This window comes from Ruegeria sp. AB8 (assembly GCF_056542605.1).
Genome location: NZ_JBQGAB010000004.1, coordinates 120,532 through 139,425 on the forward strand (window position 1 = coordinate 120,532; position 18,894 = coordinate 139,425).

At 57.9% G+C, this 18,894-nt stretch carries 17 protein-coding genes; 9 read left to right on the forward strand and 8 right to left on the reverse strand.

The features are described 5' to 3' along the window. Window positions 1–5: 5 nt before the first annotated feature. The 3 genes from oppB to ACR0CG_RS05905 form a co-directional block, all read right to left on the reverse strand. Window positions 6–929: an oligopeptide ABC transporter permease OppB gene (gene oppB / locus ACR0CG_RS05895; protein WP_039543927.1), complete on the reverse strand. Its 924-nt coding sequence runs from the start codon at window positions 927–929 to the stop codon at window positions 6–8. 66 nt (window positions 930–995) lie between these two features. After that, a complete protein-coding gene (locus tag ACR0CG_RS05900; protein ID WP_480523330.1) occupies window positions 996–2,624 on the reverse strand; it encodes a peptide ABC transporter substrate-binding protein in 1,629 nt (542 codons plus the stop codon). 429 nt (window positions 2,625–3,053) lie between these two features. Then, window positions 3,054–4,289: a lytic murein transglycosylase gene (locus tag ACR0CG_RS05905; protein WP_480523514.1), complete on the reverse strand. Its 1,236-nt coding sequence runs from the start codon at window positions 4,287–4,289 to the stop codon at window positions 3,054–3,056. A 159-nt stretch (window positions 4,290–4,448) separates the two neighbouring features. Here ACR0CG_RS05905 and ACR0CG_RS05910 point away from each other — a divergent pair, with 159 nt between their 5' ends. From ACR0CG_RS05910 to ACR0CG_RS05935, 6 genes are read left to right on the forward strand one after another with little or no spacing between them, the layout of a single operon-like run. Continuing rightward, window positions 4,449–5,429, forward strand: coding sequence for a cytochrome ubiquinol oxidase subunit II (locus tag ACR0CG_RS05910; RefSeq protein WP_480523332.1), 981 nt, complete (start codon window positions 4,449–4,451; stop codon window positions 5,427–5,429). Next, a complete protein-coding gene (locus ACR0CG_RS05915) occupies window positions 5,426–7,516 on the forward strand; it encodes a cbb3-type cytochrome c oxidase subunit I (protein ID WP_480523333.1) in 2,091 nt (696 codons plus the stop codon). Before ACR0CG_RS05910 ends, ACR0CG_RS05915 begins: the two co-directional genes overlap by 4 nt. Next, complete coding sequence (locus ACR0CG_RS05920) at window positions 7,513–8,145, forward strand: cytochrome c oxidase subunit 3 (protein WP_170611372.1); 633 nt, start codon at window positions 7,513–7,515, stop codon at window positions 8,143–8,145. The genes ACR0CG_RS05915 and ACR0CG_RS05920 overlap by 4 nt, the downstream gene beginning before the upstream one ends. Next, entirely contained in the window at window positions 8,138–8,464 is a 327-nt protein-coding gene (locus ACR0CG_RS05925) for a cytochrome o ubiquinol oxidase subunit IV (RefSeq protein WP_480523335.1), read from the forward strand. Before ACR0CG_RS05920 ends, ACR0CG_RS05925 begins: the two co-directional genes overlap by 8 nt. Before the next feature lie 38 nt (window positions 8,465–8,502). Next, entirely contained in the window at window positions 8,503–9,486 is a 984-nt protein-coding gene (locus tag ACR0CG_RS05930) for an HlyD family secretion protein (protein ID WP_480523337.1), read from the forward strand. Then, entirely contained in the window at window positions 9,483–11,006 is a 1,524-nt protein-coding gene (locus ACR0CG_RS05935; RefSeq protein WP_480523339.1) for a DHA2 family efflux MFS transporter permease subunit, read from the forward strand. The genes ACR0CG_RS05930 and ACR0CG_RS05935 overlap by 4 nt, the downstream gene beginning before the upstream one ends. On the opposite strand, the gene crcB is transcribed toward ACR0CG_RS05935, so the two are convergent. Both crcB and ACR0CG_RS05945 read right to left on the reverse strand, forming a co-directional pair. Beyond that, window positions 11,003–11,365: a fluoride efflux transporter CrcB gene (crcB, locus tag ACR0CG_RS05940; RefSeq protein ID WP_480523340.1), complete on the reverse strand. Its 363-nt coding sequence runs from the start codon at window positions 11,363–11,365 to the stop codon at window positions 11,003–11,005. The genes ACR0CG_RS05935 and crcB overlap by 4 nt on opposite strands. Further along, window positions 11,362–11,730: a fluoride efflux transporter FluC gene (locus ACR0CG_RS05945; protein ID WP_480523342.1), complete on the reverse strand. Its 369-nt coding sequence runs from the start codon at window positions 11,728–11,730 to the stop codon at window positions 11,362–11,364. The genes crcB and ACR0CG_RS05945 overlap by 4 nt, the downstream gene beginning before the upstream one ends. A gap of 241 nt (window positions 11,731–11,971) precedes the next feature. Between ACR0CG_RS05945 and ACR0CG_RS05950 the strand changes: the two genes are divergently transcribed. Genes ACR0CG_RS05950 through ACR0CG_RS05960 form a run of 3 tightly spaced genes read left to right on the forward strand, consistent with a single transcriptional unit; the run spans window position 11,972 to window position 16,095 of the window. Next, the gene (locus ACR0CG_RS05950; protein ID WP_480523344.1) at window positions 11,972–13,552 is read left to right on the forward strand and encodes an FMN-binding glutamate synthase family protein; all 1,581 of its coding nucleotides are present in this window, start codon (window positions 11,972–11,974) and stop codon (window positions 13,550–13,552) included. A gap of 60 nt (window positions 13,553–13,612) precedes the next feature. Beyond that, entirely contained in the window at window positions 13,613–14,152 is a 540-nt protein-coding gene (locus tag ACR0CG_RS05955) for an RNA polymerase sigma factor (RefSeq protein WP_170611360.1), read from the forward strand. Continuing rightward, window positions 14,149–16,095 carry a vWA domain-containing protein gene (locus tag ACR0CG_RS05960; protein WP_480523346.1) on the forward strand — a complete coding sequence of 649 codons (1,947 nt, stop codon included), beginning with the start codon at window positions 14,149–14,151 and terminating at the stop codon, window positions 16,093–16,095. The genes ACR0CG_RS05955 and ACR0CG_RS05960 overlap by 4 nt, the downstream gene beginning before the upstream one ends. A 14-nt stretch (window positions 16,096–16,109) precedes the next feature. Here the strand turns inward: ACR0CG_RS05960 and ACR0CG_RS05965 are convergent, their stop codons facing one another. Genes ACR0CG_RS05965 through ACR0CG_RS05975 form a run of 3 tightly spaced genes read right to left on the reverse strand, consistent with a single transcriptional unit; the run spans window position 16,110 to window position 18,894 of the window. Continuing rightward, a complete protein-coding gene (locus ACR0CG_RS05965) occupies window positions 16,110–16,760 on the reverse strand; it encodes an ABC-type transport auxiliary lipoprotein family protein (RefSeq protein ID WP_170611356.1) in 651 nt (216 codons plus the stop codon). Beyond that, on the reverse strand, window positions 16,757–18,073 hold the full coding sequence (locus ACR0CG_RS05970) for an MlaD family protein (RefSeq protein WP_480523349.1): 1,317 nt from the start codon (window positions 18,071–18,073) through the stop codon (window positions 16,757–16,759). The genes ACR0CG_RS05965 and ACR0CG_RS05970 overlap by 4 nt, the downstream gene beginning before the upstream one ends. A gap of 5 nt (window positions 18,074–18,078) precedes the next feature. Further along, on the reverse strand, window positions 18,079–18,894 hold the full coding sequence (locus ACR0CG_RS05975) for an ABC transporter ATP-binding protein (RefSeq protein WP_480523350.1): 816 nt from the start codon (window positions 18,892–18,894) through the stop codon (window positions 18,079–18,081).

Here is an 18,894-nt window from a genome sequence, read left to right on the forward strand (position 1 = left end):
GCCCCTCAGTAACGGATTTTCGGATCGAACCAGGCATAGGCCAGGTCGGTAAGCAGGTTCACGACAACGGTCAGCGCGCCGTACAGGATCGTAACCCCCAGCAGCACGGCATAGTCACGCGACAGGGCCGAGCCGACGTAGGCCTGACCCAGACCGCCGGTCGAAAAATAGATGTCGACAAAGACCGAGCCGGTCAGCACGTAAACGAAGACCGGTCCCAGATAGGACACGACCGGCAGCAGCGTGGGTTTCAGCGCATGGCGCCAGATCACGGTTCTGGTCGGCAGCCCCTTGGCGCGGGCGGTTCGGATGAAGTTCGAGTTCAGAACCTCCAGCATCGATGACCGGGTAATCCGCGCGATCGAGCCCATATAGGACGTCGCCAGCGCGATGACCGGCATGATCAGGTACTGCCACTGACCGCCATTCCAGCCGCCGCCCGGCAGCCAGCCCAGCCACAGGGTAAAGGTCAGGATAAGGATCGGGCCCATGATGAAGTTGGGCAGCGCTTGCGCCGCGATACCCAGACCAACCGCGAAATAATCGATCCAGCTATTGTGCTTGATCGCGGCGGCAATCCCAAGGCTCACACCGACTGCGGTCGCCACAAGAAACGACAGCGAACCATAGGTCAGCGAGATCGGGAAACCCTGCGCGATGATGTCGTTGACGTCCCGGTCCTTGAACTTGAAGGACGGGCCGAAGTCAAAATGAACGACGATGTTGTAAAGGTAGTCCCACAGCTGCTTCCACAGCGGCTGGTCCAACCCGTACCGCGCCTCGATATTGGCCAGAACCTGCGGCGGCAGCGGCCGTTCCGAGGTGAAGGGCCCGCCGGGCGCGAAGTGCATCAGAAAGAAACAGGCGACGATCAGCAACAGGATCGTCGGAATGGCGACGAGCAATCGCCGCAAACTATAGGCAAGCATTTCATGCCCCCATTTTTATTGGCCCTGCCCCGGATGTGACCGGGACAGGGCGCGGTTCAAAAACGATTATTCAGCGAGCTTGTAGAGGTTTCTCGAGTACCAGTTCTGCTCGACATTTTTCACCGGCCAGTTACCGACGTCACTGTCCATCATGTAGACACCGGCGTAGTGGTAGATCGGGATCACAGGGGTTTCATGCGCGATAATGCGCTCGACTTCCGTGTAAAGCGGTGCCGGATCGTTCGAGGTTTTGGCCTCGGCCAGCAACTCGTCGACGCGCGCGTTATTGTACTTGCCGTCGTTATAACCGGAATCGGATTGCAGCAGGTCAAGGAAAGTGGACGCTTCGTTATAGTCGCCACACCATGCGCCACGAGCCAGATCAAAGTTCTGGTTGCCGCGCTCATCCAGGAAGACTTTCCACTCCATGTTGGCGAGTTCGACCTGAACACCCAGTTTCTGTTTCCACATCTGGCTCAGTGCCACGGCAACCTTCTTGTGGTCTTCCGAGGTGTTGTAGACCATCTCGAAGCTCAGCGGATTGTCGGGGCCAAAACCTGCTTCGGCCAGCAGTTCCTTGGCCAGCTCGTCCCGTTCTGGCTGGGTCATCGAAGCCATTTCTACAGCCGGAACTGTGAAGCCGGCAGTTGCCTCGGGCGCAAAGGTGTATGCCTGCGGCTGTCCGCCCGCCATGACCTTTTCAGTGATGATTGCGCGGTCGACTGCAAGAGACAAGGCTTGACGGACGTTGGGGTCCTTGAATGCCTCAGGGCCACCCTCGGACAGGTTGAACGTGTAATAGTAGTTGCAAAGACGCGGGAAGCTGATGGCTTCTTCAGGGTGTTCCTCTTTCAGGCGCGGGTACTGACCGGCGGGAATTTCGGTGCGGTCAAGTTCACCAGCCAGATACCGGGTCAGGGCGACGTTTTCGTCGTTGATCACCAGTGACACAACCTTGTCGATGATGGTGTTGTCGTTGTCCCAGTACATTTCATTGCGTTCGCGTACCGAACGTTCCTGCGGCAAATGCTCGGTCAGGACATAGGCACCGTTCGATACGATGTTTCCGGGCTTGGTCCATGCATCGCCGAACTCTTCGATCACTTTCTGCGGGGCAGGGAAGGTGGTCGAATGTGTGGTCATCTGCGGGAAATATGGCAGCGGGGCGCTCAGGCGGACTTCCAGAGTCTTGTCGTCGATTGCCTTGACGCCCAGTTCATCCACGGGCTTTTCACCGGCAATAATTGCGGCGGCGTTCTCGATCGACATCAGTTCCATGAACCAGGCGTAGGGCGAGGACAGTTCGGGATCGACCGCGCGCTTCCAGGCATAAACGAAATCACCCGCCGTGACCGGATCGCCGTTCGACCACTTTGCATTGTCACGCAATGTGAAGGTGTAGACGTCCTTGGTGTCATTGACGGAATATTCCGTAGCCACACCAGGCACCAGGTTGCCGTCTTCGTCCTGGTTCATCAAACCCTCGAACAGGTCGCGAACGATTTCCGCGCCCGAGACATCTTCGACAACCTGCGGATCGACCGAGCTGTGTTCGTCCAGAATGCGATAGGTAAAGGTCTGGTCGTCGGCCAGTGCCTCACCGGTTAGAGGATGGGTTCCGGCGGCAAAGGCCACGCCTGCGATAATGGTCGAGGACAACAGCCCCGCCAGCGACATCCGAATAGTCTTTTTCATGTTATGTACTCCCGTTTTTTGAAGCAAAGGCGCAAAACCCTTTTAGGGGTGGCGTGCGCCTGCCTTGGTTGTCCGACTCCGAACAAAACCGGGAGGGGTCCATATGTCTTGTTACTGATCGCAATGAACACCGCGTCGCAGTCTTTCGGTATGCAGTCGGGAACTGTTTGCGAAAGTCGCCTTTCACTGCGGCAGAAGGTGACATTGTTTTCGAAAAGGTTAAAGCCTTGGCCGTTCGTTTGAACAACCAAAGGTGGATTACTTCCTAAACCGTGGGTGCGTCGGAAATTTTAGGAAGGAACCCCGGGGGGTCCGTGACATTTTCGTGAACCTGCATCCAGAATGTGTCTTTGGAAAACCGCCAAGACCTGCGCTTCCAAGGCCGGGAGACAGCGAATCGCTATACCCTTGGTGCCGATCGAATGACGCTCAGCCCCTCAGGTCCGCTTTCATGTGCGCTTGCGGAAAGCAGGTGGGGGACTGACCTGTCGAAGACTGCCAGCGCCCGATTGACCGGCGCGTTTTGAATCCCGGCAGCCCGTCCGCTCCCCCGACATCGTGCCCCTGTTTCTCCAGCGCCCTTTGCATCGTGGCAACGTCTGATCGAAAAAGCCCGCCGACCTTGCCCCAGCGCCCGGTGAAATCGCCGACCCCATATTGAATACGGTCGCCGACGTGGCCCACGAACAGGGCGTAGAGGTCGCTTTTGTTGTACTCTTTGAGCACATAGAAATTGGGTGTCACGACAAAGGCTGGCCCGAACCGTCCCGCCGGCATCATCAGATACCCAACGCCGTCCCTTTCGTGGGCCGGAAATGGTTTGCCGGAGACACGCGTGATCCCCATTGCCTCCCATTCATGAATGGGGCGACCCTGATCGGGACCTTCAAGCGCACAGGAAACCGACCCGGGAACATCAACCTCGAACCCCCAGTCCCGACCGGAGATCCAGCCATGACGGTGCAGATAGTTCCCGATTGACGCTATGGTGTCTTCCGCCGAGCCCCAGATGTCGGCGCGCCCATCGCCGTTTCCATCTGCTGCATAGGTCAGGAAGTTCGATGGCATGAATTGTGGCTGCCCAAGCGCCCCGGCCCAACTGCTTTTCATGGTGCGCGCAGGCATGTGGCCGGCCTGTGCGATCTGCAGGGCGGCGACCAGTTCGGCTGTGAAGTACTCGGCGCGTGTGCTCATGAACCCCTTGGTGCCAAGAACCTCGAACGCGTCGTACCGGATCGGCACCTGACCATACCCGCTTTCACGACCCCATATCGCCAGAATGATCCGGCCAGGCACACCCGTCTGTCTTTCGACCTGGTCTAGTGTGGTGGAATGGCGGGCCGCCATTCTTCGCCCTTCCGATGTGGCGCCGTTTACGGAACCCGCGTTGAAGTAACGTCCCGGGGACCCGAACTCGGCCTGTTTTTGCTGCCTGGGGGTTTTTGCCTTTGTACCGGGAGGGACGAGGTCGGGCAGATCCCAATTCAGGGTCACGCCCTCAAACGCCTGTTCCATCGTGCGACGCAAAACGCCTTTGGCGCGGGCCTGAGGCCATACCGTGGTGTTCAGCCAGGTTTGAAACTGTTTTTCAACCGTGGCGCGATCCTGCGCCAGTGTTGCGGCTGGCAGGCACAGAAGGGAAAGAACAAAAACAACCAGTTTCATCACCACTCCGGTTTCGACTCTGGCGCAGTCCAAGTCAACAGCCATGACCTCCGTTTGTCGGCTTTGGTTGAGCCGCCAGCGCGCCGATCAATCTCCGGTACGGTAAAAAACCTTGAGAAAATCTGTGACAGTGTCGATAGTTGGGCGGAAAACAACGGCATGAGGGGACGGGCAGGCGTGACCAGTTTCAGGATCTCTCCTGCGCCAGTTTCAATACTGGCGGCATTGGTGGTTTTGTTTGCCTCGCCCCAATTGGCTGGCGCAAGCGACAGTTTCATGAACCCGCAAGGGCCAATTGCGGCTGTTCAGAAAACCCATCTGCTGCGCGCAACAATATTGATCATGGTCGCTGTCATTCCTGTCCTGGTGTTGGTTCCCTTGATTGCCCAGCGTTACCGCCGCCACAAGGGCAGCACTGCCCAGTATCGACCAAACTGGGATTTTTCGTTCAGGCTTGAATTCCTGATGTGGGGGGTGCCTGTTGTCATAGTGGCGATACTGTCCTTCTACCTGTGGAAGGCGACCCATCGTCTTGACCCTTATGCCGCGCCTTTCGGTGATGCGCCCGCGTTGGAGGTGCAGGTTGTCGGGCTCGACTGGAAATGGCTGTTCATCTACCCCGACCTGGGCATCGCAAGTGTCGGAGAGCTGGGCATCCCGGTCAAGCAGCAGGTGGCGATGACGCTGACAACCGACACTGTGATGCAGTCCTTCATGATCCCGGCCTTGGCGGGTCAGATCTATGCGATGCCGGGGATGACAACCAAACTGCACCTTGTTGCTGACCATCCTGAACGGATGCAGGGGGAAAACACGCAGTACAATGGTCGGGGTTTTACAAAACAGAAGTTTCAGACGCTGGCGATGCAGCCTGACGATTTCAATGCATGGGTGGAAAGTGTGCGTTCCAATGGTATCCCGCTTGACCCTGAAACCTATCGGACTTTGGCCAAGCGAACTGACCGGGATGAGGTTCAGGCGGCGCTTGGCACGGCGCAAATGCCGGAAAACGCGCTCTATTTTACTCTGGATGACAAAGATCTGTTCATGTCCATTCTTCACCGATACCACAGCGGCAAACCGTTGCCTCGGGATCAACAGCCGGGAACCGCGCAGTTCGGGCAGGAGGTCAGTCAATGACGACGGTCGGATCAGGGTTCTTTGGCCGCCTCGACTGGGATGCCTTTCCGATCAGCGGACTGATCCGGGATCCCAACGCCAATGAAATCGTTGCCAATGTGGCGGCGGGCATCGTGATCGTCGGTGCCATTGCGGTTTTGGGCCTGCTGACATGGTTCCGCCTTTGGGGACCATTGTGGCGCGACTGGCTGACCAGCGCGGATCACAAGAAGATCGGCATCATGTATATCGTCTTCGCCATCGTCATGTTGGCACGCGGCGTATTGGAGGGCGTTGTCATGCGCGCCCAGCAGGCGGCGGGACCGGGCGACGGATTTCTTGAAGCCGAGCATTTTGCGGAACTGTTCAGCACCCATGGTACAATCATGGTGTTTTTTGTCGCCGTTCCGTTTGTCTTTGGGGTCGCAAATTATCTAGTCCCGTTGATGATTGGCGCGCGGGATGTGGCGTTTCCGGTGATGAACCAGATCGGGTTGGGACTGACCGTTTCGGCTGGCATGATGCTGATGGTGTCGTTGGTTGTGGGTGAGTTCTCGACGGGCGGCTGGACGGCCTATCCGCCCTACACGGGTGCAACCTTCAATCCGGGCGTTGGACCGGATTACTGGATCTGGGCCATTGTCGTCTCGGGCGTCGGCACAACGCTGACGGGCATCAACTTTGCCGTCACGATTTACAAACTGCGCGCGCCCGGAATGACGTTCATGCGGCTTCCGATGTACTGCTGGACGATCATCTGCAGTTCGATCCTGATCATCTTCGCCATGCCGCCGCTTGGGGTCGCCGCGCTGTTGCTGGCGGCCGATCGCTATCTCGACTTCCACTTTTTCACCAACGACCTTGGCGGCAACATGATGAACTATGCCAACCTGTTCTGGCTATTCGGCCACCCCGAGGTCTACCTTTTGGTTCTGCCCGCCTATGGTATCTATTCCGAGATCTTCGCGACCTTTTCGGCCAAACGGTTGTATGGATACAACTCACTGGTTATCGCCACGATGTCGATTGCGGTGCTGTCCTTTACCGTCTGGTTGCACCACTTCTTCACCATGGGCCAAAGCGCCCTGATCAACGCGGTTTTCGGCATCGCGACCATGCTGATTGCCATCCCGACCGGCGTAAAGGTCTATGACTGGATGGCGACTCTGTACCGTGGCCGTATCCGGTTCTCGGTTCCGATGCTGTATGGCCTGTCGTTTCTGATGCTGTTTGTCATCGGCGGGCTTAGCGGCGTGATACTGGCTAATCCCACCGTGGATTATCAGGTACACAATACCCTGTTTCTGGTGGCTCATTTCCACAACGTGCTGTTGCCGGGTGTCCTGTTTGGCCTGTTGGCCGGATACAATTACTGGTTCCCCAAGGCGTTTGGCTTTCGGCTAAGCGAGTTTTGGGGCAGGGTGTCTGTGGCCCTGTGGACCGTCGGCTTTATGCTGACCTTCCTGCCGCTTTACTTTGTTGGCCTGATGGGTATGCCGCGCCGGTCCTTCAGTTGGGAGGATCCGAGCTTCCACCCCTATATGATCGCCGCAGTTGTCGGCTCGCTCGTCATTCTGATGGCGCTGTTGTCGGTGCTGGTGCAACTTTGGGTCAGTATCAGGGATCGCGCAAAGACACTTGTACCGGTTGGCGACCCGTGGGACGCGCGAACGCTGGAATGGGCGACACCGGCACCGCCGCCGGCTTACAATTTTGCGATCATTCCGCAGGTGTCCGACCGGGATGACTTTGCCGCGGCCAAGGAAAACGGAACGGTCTACCCATCCCCGGATGCCTATGAAGACATCGAGATGCCCCGCAATACGGCCATCGGCTTTGCGCTTTGCGTGCTCAGCGGTGTTTGGATGTTCGCTTTGGTCTGGTGGATCTGGTGGCTGGCCATCCTGATGACCGTTCTGATGATCCTGGCGGTCATCATCTGGACCTTCAACACCGACACCGAGGAGGTGATCCCGGCCGAAGAGGTCCGCAAACAGCACGAAGCCTGGCTGGATCTGGTGCGCAAATCCCAACCCGTGAACCGCGATCTGGAAACCGCCTCGGAAAACCGCGGTCTTGCCGGCCCCGATCTGGAGGCCGCGACATGAGACGCGCACCCTCACACAGCTATCCGGGTCTGAATCTGGGCGAAAACCACGCCAGCGCCGATAAATCGAGCGAGGTCGTAACATTCGGATTCTGGGTCTTCCTGATGAGCGATCTGGTCTATTTCGGCCTGATGTTTGCGATCTACATCACGATGATCGACGCGCAGGCGGGTGGCCCCGGACCACATGAACTGTTCGACCTTTACAGCATCTTCGCCCAGACCATGATCCTGCTGACAAGCAGCCTGACGGTTGGTCTGGCCATGCTGGCGTTGAAATACAACCGGCCGCGCGTGCGTGTCATTTTCTGGTTCTGCCTGACATTGCTGCTGGGCATCAGCTTTCTGGTGCTCGAGGTTCGCGACTTCATGGCCATGGCGGAAAAGGGCGGGGTGCCACAGCGCAGCGGGTTTCTGTCTGCCTTCTTCGGGCTGGTCCCGCTGCACGGGTTGCATGTGGCCGCTGGCTGTGTCTGGCTCGTCGTGCTGGGCATTCAGCTGCGGGTGATGGGGATGACCGACAAGGTGATCTCGCGCGTCATAAGGCTGGCGCTGTTCTGGCATTTCCTTGACCTGATCTGGATCGGCATCATCACCATCGTCTACTTCGGAGGGCTGACTTATGGATAAGCAGACCGAGATGTTCCGCCGCGAACGGCGCCGATATCTGATAGGGTATGGCGGGTCGCTGGTGCTGACCCTGGCCGTATTCATGATCGCCTATCGGTACGGTATCGAAACCCCCGGGGTCTATCTGACCATTGGCCTTCTGGGTCTGGCGCAGCTGATCGTTCAACTGGTCTATTTCCTGCATATTGATCGTCGCCGCAGCAGTCGCGAGGATCTGGATCTGGTCCTGTTTTCGACATTGGTCCTGCTCATCATCATCCTTGGAACTGTCTGGATTCTGGGCAATCTGTCTGTGCGGATGCACACGATCCCGATGTGACGGACCCTCAACTTCGGCACTCATTTGGAACGGATCACATGAAATCCCTGAAAACCGTCGCTGTCATTGCCATGCTGGGCGCGATTGCCGCCGGACTGCTTCTGTACTGGCGCCATGAGGAGCGTTACCCGTCGACCAAGGACGCCTATATCGGGGCCAACATCATTTATGTGGCCGCGCAGGTCACAGGGCAGGTGTCCGGCCTTTCTGTCGTAGAAAACCAAAAGGTCAACGCGGGCGATCTTTTGTTTGAAATCGATGCCACACAATTCAACGCGTCGGTCGATCAGGCCCAGGCCGATCTGGACAGCGCCAGGCAGCAGGCTCAGTCCTATTCAACCCAGATCGCGGCGGCCGAAGCATCAGTGAAGTCGGCGCAATCCGCATTTGATACTGCACAGAAGAATTTCGAGCGCTCCAAGGCGTTGTTCGCCAGCGGGGATGTCGCGCAGGTCTCGCTGGATCAGGCCACGACCGATGCTGCGCAGGCCTCGGCACGGCTGACAACAAGCCAGTCCAGCCTTCTGGCATTGCGCAGCGGATTGGCGGCAAAAAAGGACGATGTGCTGGCGACACAGGCGCAGCTTGAAATTGCGAAGGCGAACCTGAACTGGACCAAAGTTTACGCGGCGGCAGACGGCTGGATCGCCAATCTGACCCTACGGCCCGGCTCAGCTGTATCTGCCAACGCCCCGCAATTTTCAATTATCGAGTCTTCTGATTGGTGGGTGGATGCCAATTTCAAGGAAACTGCATTGCCGCGTATTCGTCCGGGACAGCCCGTGACCGTCAGGGTCGATATGTTGCCGGGCATGTCACTGACCGGCAAGATCGCCTCGATCGGTCGGGGGTCGGGGGATACATTCTCTCTATTGCCGTCCGAGAATTCCAGCGGGAATTGGGTCAAGGTTACACGCCGGTTTCCCGTGCGCATCGCGCTGGATCCGACCGACGCACCCTTGCGCGTCGGTGGCAGCAGTAAAGTGACGGTGGACACTACGTCTGCTCAGGCTGAAAAGTGACATATACGGTCGCCAGCCATGTGAATCCGGTGATCGTTATCGCCGTATTGCTGAGCGCCATCCTTGAGGTGCTGGACAGTACGATCGTCAACGTTGCTCTGCCTCATATTCAGGCGGCATTCGGAGCGACCACCGATCAGGCGACATGGATATTGACCAGCTATATCGTCTCGGCTGTTGTGGTTATGCCTTTGACCGGGTTTGTTGCGCGGCGAGTGGGCCGCCGCCGCCTGATCCTGACCGCTGTTACCGGGTTCGCCACCATGTCGGTGATGTGTGGCCTGTCCTGGAGCCTTGAGACCATAGTTGCATTCCGTCTGGCGCAAGGCATGTTCGGAGCGTTCCTGATCCCCCTGTCGCAATCCATCCTGTTTGATGCGTTTCCAAAGGAAAAACGCGGCAATGCAATGGCTGTATTCGGGTTGGGTGTGGTCGTCGCGCCGGTTCTTGGGCCTACAGTCGGTGCAATCCTGACCGAGTATTTCTCGTGGCGCATGGTGTTCTTCGTCAACCTTCCCGTGGCGGCCATGGCACTGTTGCTGCTGGCCGGGGAACTGCCTGATGACAAGACCGAAGAAGTTCGGATTGACTGGAAAGGTCTTGCGCTGCTGGCGGTCGGGATCGGATGCCTTCAATTCATACTCGATCAGGGCGAGACCAAGGATTGGCTGTCCTCTCGGGTCATTCAGGTCGCGTTGATCGCCTCGGTTCTGGGCGCGCTTGGTTTTATTGTTCATGCCCTGTCCGCCAAAAACGCGGTTGTCGATCTGCGGCTGTTTGCGGATCGCAATTTCGCGCTGTGCAATCTGATCATCGCAGGTTTTGCGATTTCCCTGTTCGGCGGGATCGCGATCCTGCCGACCTTTGTCCAGAATCTTCTGGACTTTCCCGTCATCGAGTCCGGGCATTTGTTCATCCCGCGCGGGATTGCGGCGGGACTTTCGATGGTGTTGACGGGGTCCGTGCTGGTTACACGGTTCGATCCCCGGCTTTTGACCGGTCTGGGTTTATTGCTGACAGCCATCGGGAACTTCATGCTGGGCGCGCTCAATCTGAATGCCGGTTTCTGGCAATTGGCCTGGCCAGGTGCGGTCAGCGGATTGGGCATGGGACTGGTTTTTGTACCCATGTCCATTCTTGCCTTCGAAAGCATCAGCAAGGCCCGCCAGGATGAAGCCTCGGGGCTGTTCAACGTGACCCGGCAGTTGGGCTCGTCAGTTGGCATATCGCTGGTCGGTACTTGGGTCGTGCGTGGTCTGCAGACGAATACCGCGACCCTCAGCCAGAACGTGACACCTTACAATCCCGCCGCACAGGCATATCTGAAGCCGCTTGGCCTGGCACCGGACAGCCCGCAAGGGGCGGCAATTCTGGGGCAGGAGATCGCGCGGCAGGCTGAGATGATCTCTTATCTGACTGTGTTCAACAACCTGGGGCTTCTGGCATTGGCGACGATCCCACTGGTATTCTTTTGTCGGGCGCCGAAACCGGGTACGGAAGTCAGCGTTCACGCACATTAGCGCATGACCGTCAGACCCAGCCACAAGCTCGCCCAGCACAAAACAAGGCTGAGCAGGATATTCGCGGCTGCCAAAGCGATTGTCCGTTCGCGGTGCAGCTCCAGCGACTGATAGGCGAAGCTGGAAAAGGTCGTGAACCCGCCGCAAAACCCGAAAACCAGCCGTTTTTCTTCTTCGCCCATGTCTGCGGCACCGCCCAGATACCCTATCCACAGGCCCAAAAAGAGACTGCCCAGAATATTCACGATCAGGGTGGACAATGGCAGTTGGTGCGTGACTTTGAGCGCAAGCCAATGCCGCATCACGGCGCCAAGACCCCCGCCCAGGCCAAACATTGCGTGCAGATACAGGTCGGTCATGTCCGGAAACCACCTGATTGGAACCGCCGCCCCGTCATCTCACCCAGAATGGCGGCACCCAGACCGACAGCAATTTCCGCCACGGCGGCGACAGCGGCCATGCAGCCGCTGGACATTGCCATGACTTCAAGATCAGCGACGAAGGAGGAAAAGGTCGAAAGCCCCCCGCAAAACCCGACCGCACCCAAATGCAACACATGCGCGTGGACACGGTGGCGGACGGAATACAGCCAGCCCAGAACAAAACACGCAACCACGTTGATCCCGAAAGTTGAGGTTAGGTAGGGCAACCCGGGTAAGTTGACGGCAAACACCTCGCGCAGCAGCGACCCTGCCGCTCCGCCTACGAATACGGCAATGAACATAAGTGCCTGGTGCCGGTATGTTGCCTGTTTTGCTCGCTCTGCCAAGGATCGGGCCTGTTCTGGTGTCTGCTTCGGCATACAGACTGGCTGGTGTGGGATCAACCAAAGGCGGGACCCATCGCAGATCATCACAATTCCGTCTGATCAGAATGCAGAACATACAAAGGCTTGCAATCCATAACCAAAAAGCCTCTCGTTAAGCCAAGCAAACCCCGGCCAGCCAAGCGCAAGGAGACCGAAAATGATCGTTCGCAGGCTTTATTTCGTGCTCAGTTGCGTCGTTTTGCCGTTGACCCTGCTGCTGGGATTTTTCTGGTCTCCGATCCATTGGCTGCTGGTCCTGCTGGTGCCCTATGCCGTGGTTGGGGCATATGACTTGATGACAACCCGGCACAATGTGCTGAACAACTATCCGGTCCTTGGGCACTTCCGCTATATGCTGGAATTTGTGAGCCCAGAAATCCGCCAATATTTCGTGGAAACCAATGAAAGCGGTCGGCCTTACAACCGGATCGTCCGATCGTTGGTCTATTCCCGCGCCAAGGGACAGGTGGATACCCAGGCCTTCGGAACACAATACGATATCCTCACCGTTGGCTACACACGCGCTGCCCATTCACTTGCACCCAAACACGTGCCCGAAAGCGAAGAAAGGGTAACGCTGGGCGGGTCGCAATGCGACCAACCCTACAGCGCGTCCCGACTGAATGTTTCTGCCATGAGCTTTGGGGCCCTCAGCGCCAACGCGATCCGGGCGCTGAACGGCGGCGCCAAGGATGGTGGGTTTGCACACAACACAGGCGAAGGCGGGCTGTCGCCGCACCATCTGGCCGAAGGTGGGGATATCATCTGGCAGATCGGGACCGGTTATTTCGGATGCCGTACCTCGGAGGGTGATTTTGACAAGGATCTCTTTGCCGAAAAAGCAAAAAAAGAGGTGGTCAAGGCCATCGAAATCAAGCTGTCACAGGGGGCAAAGCCTTCGCATGGTGGCGTTCTGCCCGCGGTCAAGGTTGATGAAGAGATTGCCGAAATTCGTGGTGTACCGGTGCACCAGGATGTCATCTCACCCCCCACGCATTCTGCGTTTGAAGGCCCGACGGGTCTGATGCATTTCGTTCAGCACCTGCGGGAAATGTCGGGCGGCAAACCGGTGGGGTTCAAGCTGTGCATCGGCAAACCGTCCGAATTCATGGCGATCTGCAAGGCCATGCTGGAGACTGGTATTCTGCCCGATTTCATTACCGTTGACGGTGCGGAGGGTGGCACCGGGGCGGCCCCTGTCGAGTTTACCAACCGGTTGGGCATGCCTCTGAATGAGGCTCTGATCTTTGTGAACAACTGCCTGCGCGGCGTAGGTTTGCGCGACCAGATACGCGTCATCTGCTCGGGCAAGGTAGCAACTGGTTATGACATGATCGAGAAATTCGCTTTGGGGGCGGATATGTGTAACGCGGCGCGGGCCATGATGTTCGCGGTGGGCTGTATCCAGGCCTTGCACTGCAACACCAACCGCTGTCCTTCGGGCGTGGCGACACAGGATCCGATCCGGGGTCGGGCCGTGAACGTCCCGCAGAAGCGTCAGCGCGTTCACCGGTATCACGACGCCACGTTGGAAAGCTTTCGCGAATTGCTTGGCGCGATGGGTAAAGAAAAGGTTGCCGACCTGCGTCCTTCGGATATTCACCGCCGCACGGCGGATGAGTGCGAGCGGACATATGCCGAGCTCTATTCCTTCATCGACGACGGTGCTCTGCTGACTGAAGCGATACCCGAGATGTTTGCAGAAGACTGGAAAACAGCCTCGGCCGCTCATTTTTGATTCTTTTTCGGAACGCGCCAAGGATTGACGCCTGGTATCCGTCTTATCAACGTGATGCGGATGACGACGTCTGACGAAAACCTGGCAAAGGCGGCAGCCAAAGGCGACGCGAACGCGTTCGCCACCTTGTTGGCGCGCCACTATGATCTCGTCTTCCGATTGGCATTTCGGCTGACCGGTCACGCGGACAGGGCCGAGGATCTGACGCAGGATATCTGTGCCGCTCTACCGGCCAAGATCAAGGGGTTTCGGGCACAGGCAAAGTTCACCACGTGGCTGTACCGCGTCGTGGTCAACGCGGCAGAAGATGCGCGACGACGCCGGGCAAGTCATGAAAAAGCCGCGGCGGGGTGGGGCGATGTCGAACAAATGCGCCGCGCGGAGGCGGCAGAAACCACAGAAGCCATGGATTGGCTGCAACGGGCTATGCGGTCGCTGCCGCAGGAGCTGCAGGACACACTGGCACTGACGCTTGAGGATGAAATGACCCACGCCGAGGCGGCTCAGGTCCTGGGTGTCTCGGAAGGGACGATATCCTGGCGGATGTCGGATGTCCGCAAACGCCTGAAGGCAATGCGGCAAGAGGAGTTGGCGCAATGACCGACGATCTGGATGATCTCAAGGCGCTGATGGATGCGGCAACCCCCGCACCGGATGCCCGGCGCCGGGCTGAAAATCTGGCCATGGCGCAAAAAAATTTCTACCGCGCCCAAGGATCGGGCAACGGGACGCGTCCCACTGTCAAGCGAGGCCTCTTGGCCCGCATGACTGAAGGAGCGAAATCGATGTTGAATGCCCTCTCCCACCGTGGCGCGCTAACCGCGACCACCGCGATAGCCGCTGTTGCCCTGATCCTGATCGTACCGCAGGCGCAGGACCTCGTGGTCAATCCATTGTCCCGCAGCGAAAGCAACGCGTCATCTCCACAAGTGGGTTCAAAACCGGAGGCAGATATTGCCCATGCTGTGCCCCAGCCCCTGCTGGAGGAGCCGATTGCCGATGTTCCTGCAGCAGAGGCCATCGTGCCGTCTGCAAAACCCGAGAGGGGCATGGCTGAGGCGCTCGTTGGCGGTGTCGTCCTGGGATATGCGACCGGCGCGTCCGAACATTCTGCGAAACGCATGCTTGCACCGGTTGCCGAACAAGAACAAAACACAGAAACCTTTTCTAACACCGAAACCAACCCGTTGAAGATCACCACCGACGATCCGGTCTCTACGTTCTCAATTGATGTGGATACGGCGTCCTATGGCATCGTCCGATCCTCTCTGATGAACGGTCGGCTGCCGTCCAAAGATGCGGTGCGGGTCGAAGAGATGGTGAACTATTTCCCCTACACGTATCCTGCTCCCGAAGGAGATGCGCCTTTCCGGCCGACGATCACGGTGACACCGACGCCCTGGAACGAGGGCACTCAGCTTGTGCATATCGGTATTCAGGGCGCGTTGCCGCAGATTGAAGATCGGCCGCCGCTGAACCTTGTTTTTCTGATCGATACGTCCGGGTCCATGCAGCAGCCGAACAAGTTGCCACTGCTCAAGCAATCCTTCCGCCTGTTGTTGTCTGAGCTTCGTCCCGAAGATCAGGTCTCGATCGTGACATATGCCGGTAGTGCTGGTCAGGTTCTGGAGCCGACCGCAGCGGCGGATCGGACCAAGATCATGAACGCCCTTGATCAGTTGCAGGCGGGTGGATCGACGGCAGGTCAGGCGGGGTTGCAGCAGGCTTATCAGGTTGCCGAGGCCATGGCAGATGACGGGGACGTCACGCGCGTGATCCTGGCGACGGACGGTGATTTCAATGTGGGTCCGTCCGACCCGGACGCACTGAAGGATTTCATTGCCCGCAAACGGGACAGCGGAACCTATCTCAGCGTGCTTGGTTTTGGCCGGGGTAATCTGGATGACGCGACCATGCAGGCGCTGGCGCAATATGGAAACGGCCAGGCGGCCTATATCGATACGCTGGGCGAGGCGCGTAAAGTTCTGGTCGATCAACTGACCGGGGCGCTGTTCCCCATTGCCAACGACGTCAAGATACAGGTCGAGTTCAATCCTGCACAAATCGCTGAATACCGTCTGATCGGCTATGAAACCCGTGCCCTGCGGCGCGAGGACTTTTCAAACGATAAGGTGGACGCCGGAGATATCGGTGCGGGCCATAGCGTGACCGCGATCTACGAGGTGACGCCCACAGGCTCGGACGCCATTCGAAACGGACCGCTGCGCTATGCAAATGAAACCGCGCCGGACGGCTTGGATGAGATCGGGTTTTTCAAGTTGCGCTACAAGGTCCCGGGTGCCAGCCAAAGCCAGCTGATCGAGCAACCTATTCTGCTGGGGCAGGGGGTGCCGACCGATGATGTACGCTTTTCAACTGCGATTGCCGGGTTTGGCCAGTTGTTGCGCGGCGGTGAATATTTGGGCACCTGGTCCTACGACGACGCCATTTCACTGGCAAATGCAGCCAAAGGCGATGACCCGTTCGGCTACCGTGCGGAAGCCGTGACGCTGATGCGGCTGGCCGAGTCGCTGTTCGAGTAGTCTTTGGTGCAGGATCAGAATGCGCGGGGGTTGCTGGCCGCGTGATTGTTGATCCTGCGGACACTCCATTCCACGGCGTCGCGCATGGTTTTTCCCAGTGCGACGTCAAAAGCCTCGACCAGATCTGGCGTCTGGTCGCTGGCTGAGACGACAAATTCCTGGAACGAGTTCGAAGCGATGATCTTGTCGTCGAAATCATCGATGATCTTGATGTTCATCCGCACTTCGACACGCACGGTTTTGGTGTTCTCGGTATCGGCGACCACGATCCCCTGAAACTCGCGCAGATCAGGCACAATCACATAATCAGCGCGCAGACCGACTGTGGACCGACCCACTGCGGCCACCTTGTTGCTGTTTTCAAAGCTCTCCACCAAAAGGGCCTGAACGATCAACGGCGCACGGTCGACCCATCTGGCACGTGGAAGGTATTGGACCTGCAACGGGTTAGGCTGCACCGCAATCTGGTCGGTGTTGACGGCCGCCGTTGCCGTTGGCTCCTCGACGACGATCTGCTTGCTGATGCGCGGCAGCGATGACGAAAACGTGCTTTTGGGCGTCAGCAGATACAGATCGTTCGGCTTCGACGCCTGTTTCAGCGTACCCAACCCCGTGCAACCGCCAAGCGCCCCGATCATCAGAGCCAGAGAGAGGCGTTTAATCATTGGCGAAACTCCGAAGCTTGTGTGCCCAGCAGGAAGCGCGCCGGGTCACGCTCGACCTTGTCGACCAGGCGATCCAGACTGATGACCAGACGCTGGGATTCCTCGATGAAGCGGACGAATTGCGGCAATCCGACCCGCAGGAAATCCGAGACCTGCCGGCGGTTGTCCTGCACGATGCCATCGATCGTTTCCAGCAATTCGGATGCGGATTTCGAGGCATTGAGAATGTCGTCAGATATCTTGTCGATCCGCTCCGTGACATTTGAAACTGTCTCCGCCACCTGATTGGCTGCGTTCCGAATGTCTTCCACGACGACCGAAACATCTTCGTCCATGACACGGTTGGCTGAATCAAAAGCACGCTCGGCCGAAGCGAGCGCCCCATTGGCCGTGTCCATTGTCGATGAGATCGTGGCCAAGGTCGAATTTGCGTTCAGCACCGTTTCCGAAATTACGCCCAGTGCCACGCTGCCCTCGTCAGACAGGCCGATCAGACGTTCGGCCAGTTGTGAGCCACGATCCAGGAACGGCTTGATGTCCTGCTTCAACACCTGATCGGCCGTGGCCAGAGTTGTCTTGGCCTCACCCAATGCGCCGACAGCTGAATCTGAGGCGGTTTTTATGCTTTGCAGCGTGTCCGTGCCCGCCTTCAGGGTGGTGTCCGCGGTGTCTGCCAACTGGTCCAGCCGATCGGTAAACGCGCCGATGTTCTTTGCGGCTCCGCTGATGTCTTTTGAAAGGCTTTCGAAATCCGACAAAGTGTTATCCAGCCGCCCGGACGCTGACGCCAGATTGTCCAAAATATCCGAGACTGCCTTGCGGTTTTTTTCGTCCACCACGGCGCTCAGGTCTTCCAAAAGCACGATCGCCTGATCCAGAACCTTCGGGGCTCCTTCGAACAGTGACTGTATCGTGCTGCGTTTGCTTTTGATGACGCTGTTTTCCGGCAGCCGCTGCGCATTGACCGATCCCCCGGTCAGTTCGACATAGCCAACTCCCGTGACGCCAAGCGACTGAAGCTGGGCGACGGTTTCCGATGTTACGGGAATGTCGGCGTCCACCTCGAGCTTAACGCGGACTTTTGAGGGGTCACCCTCATCCAGCCTGAGTGAAACCACCTGACCAACGGGCAGACCATTGAAACTGACGCCGCCAGCTGCTGACAGACCTGACACGTTTTCGAACAGAACGTCGTAATAGGCGTATTGGCGATTGACCTCGAACTTGGCCAGCCAAAGGAAAAACCCAAACACGCCCAATATGCCCGCCAGGGTAAACGCGCCGATCAGGATATAGTTCGCCCGAGTTTCCATCGCCTCTACCTGTCCTGCCCCTTCTGTTGCGCTGCGCGCGCACGGGGGCCTGTGAAATACTCCTGCACCCAAGGATGATCTACTTTGACCATATCCTCAATCGGACCTTCAACCAGCACGCGTTTTTCTGCAAGCACGGCAATGCGGTCGCAAATCGCATAAAGGCTGTCCAGATCATGCGTTACCATGAAGACCGTCAGCCCAAGCGCCTGCTGCAATTCACCGATCAGATCGTCATAGGCAGCAGCCCCGATCGGGTCCAGCCCGGCGGTCGGCTCATCCAGAAACACGATCTCGGGGTCCAGTGCCAGAGCCCGTGCCAAAGCCGCGCGTTTGCGCATACCGCCTGATAGCTCGGACGGAAACTTGCCGCAGCTCAGTTGTGGCAACCCGACAAGACTTATCTTCAGGCTTCCCAGTGCTTCCATCAGCTTTTCGCTGATCCCGGTGTGTTCACGCAGCGGGGCCATGACATTCTGCAGCACGCTGAGCGACGAAAACAAGGCCCCATCCTGAAAGGCCACCCCCCAGCGTTTTTCGATCCGTTGACGTTCTTCATCGGGCGCGTTCAGTACATCGACACCCAGAACCTCGATACTACCGGCGGCGGGTCTGTTCAGCCCCACAATGGTTCGCAACAGCACCGATTTCCCGGTGCCCGAACCCCCGACAATGCCCAGTACCTCACCGCGCCAGACATCAAGATCCAGGCCGTCATGCACAACCTGCGGTCCGAACTGGTTTCTCAATCCGCGCACTCGGATTACCGCTTCGCGCTGCGTATTCGCCTGTTGGGATTTCTGAGGGGCCGTACCGTCCAT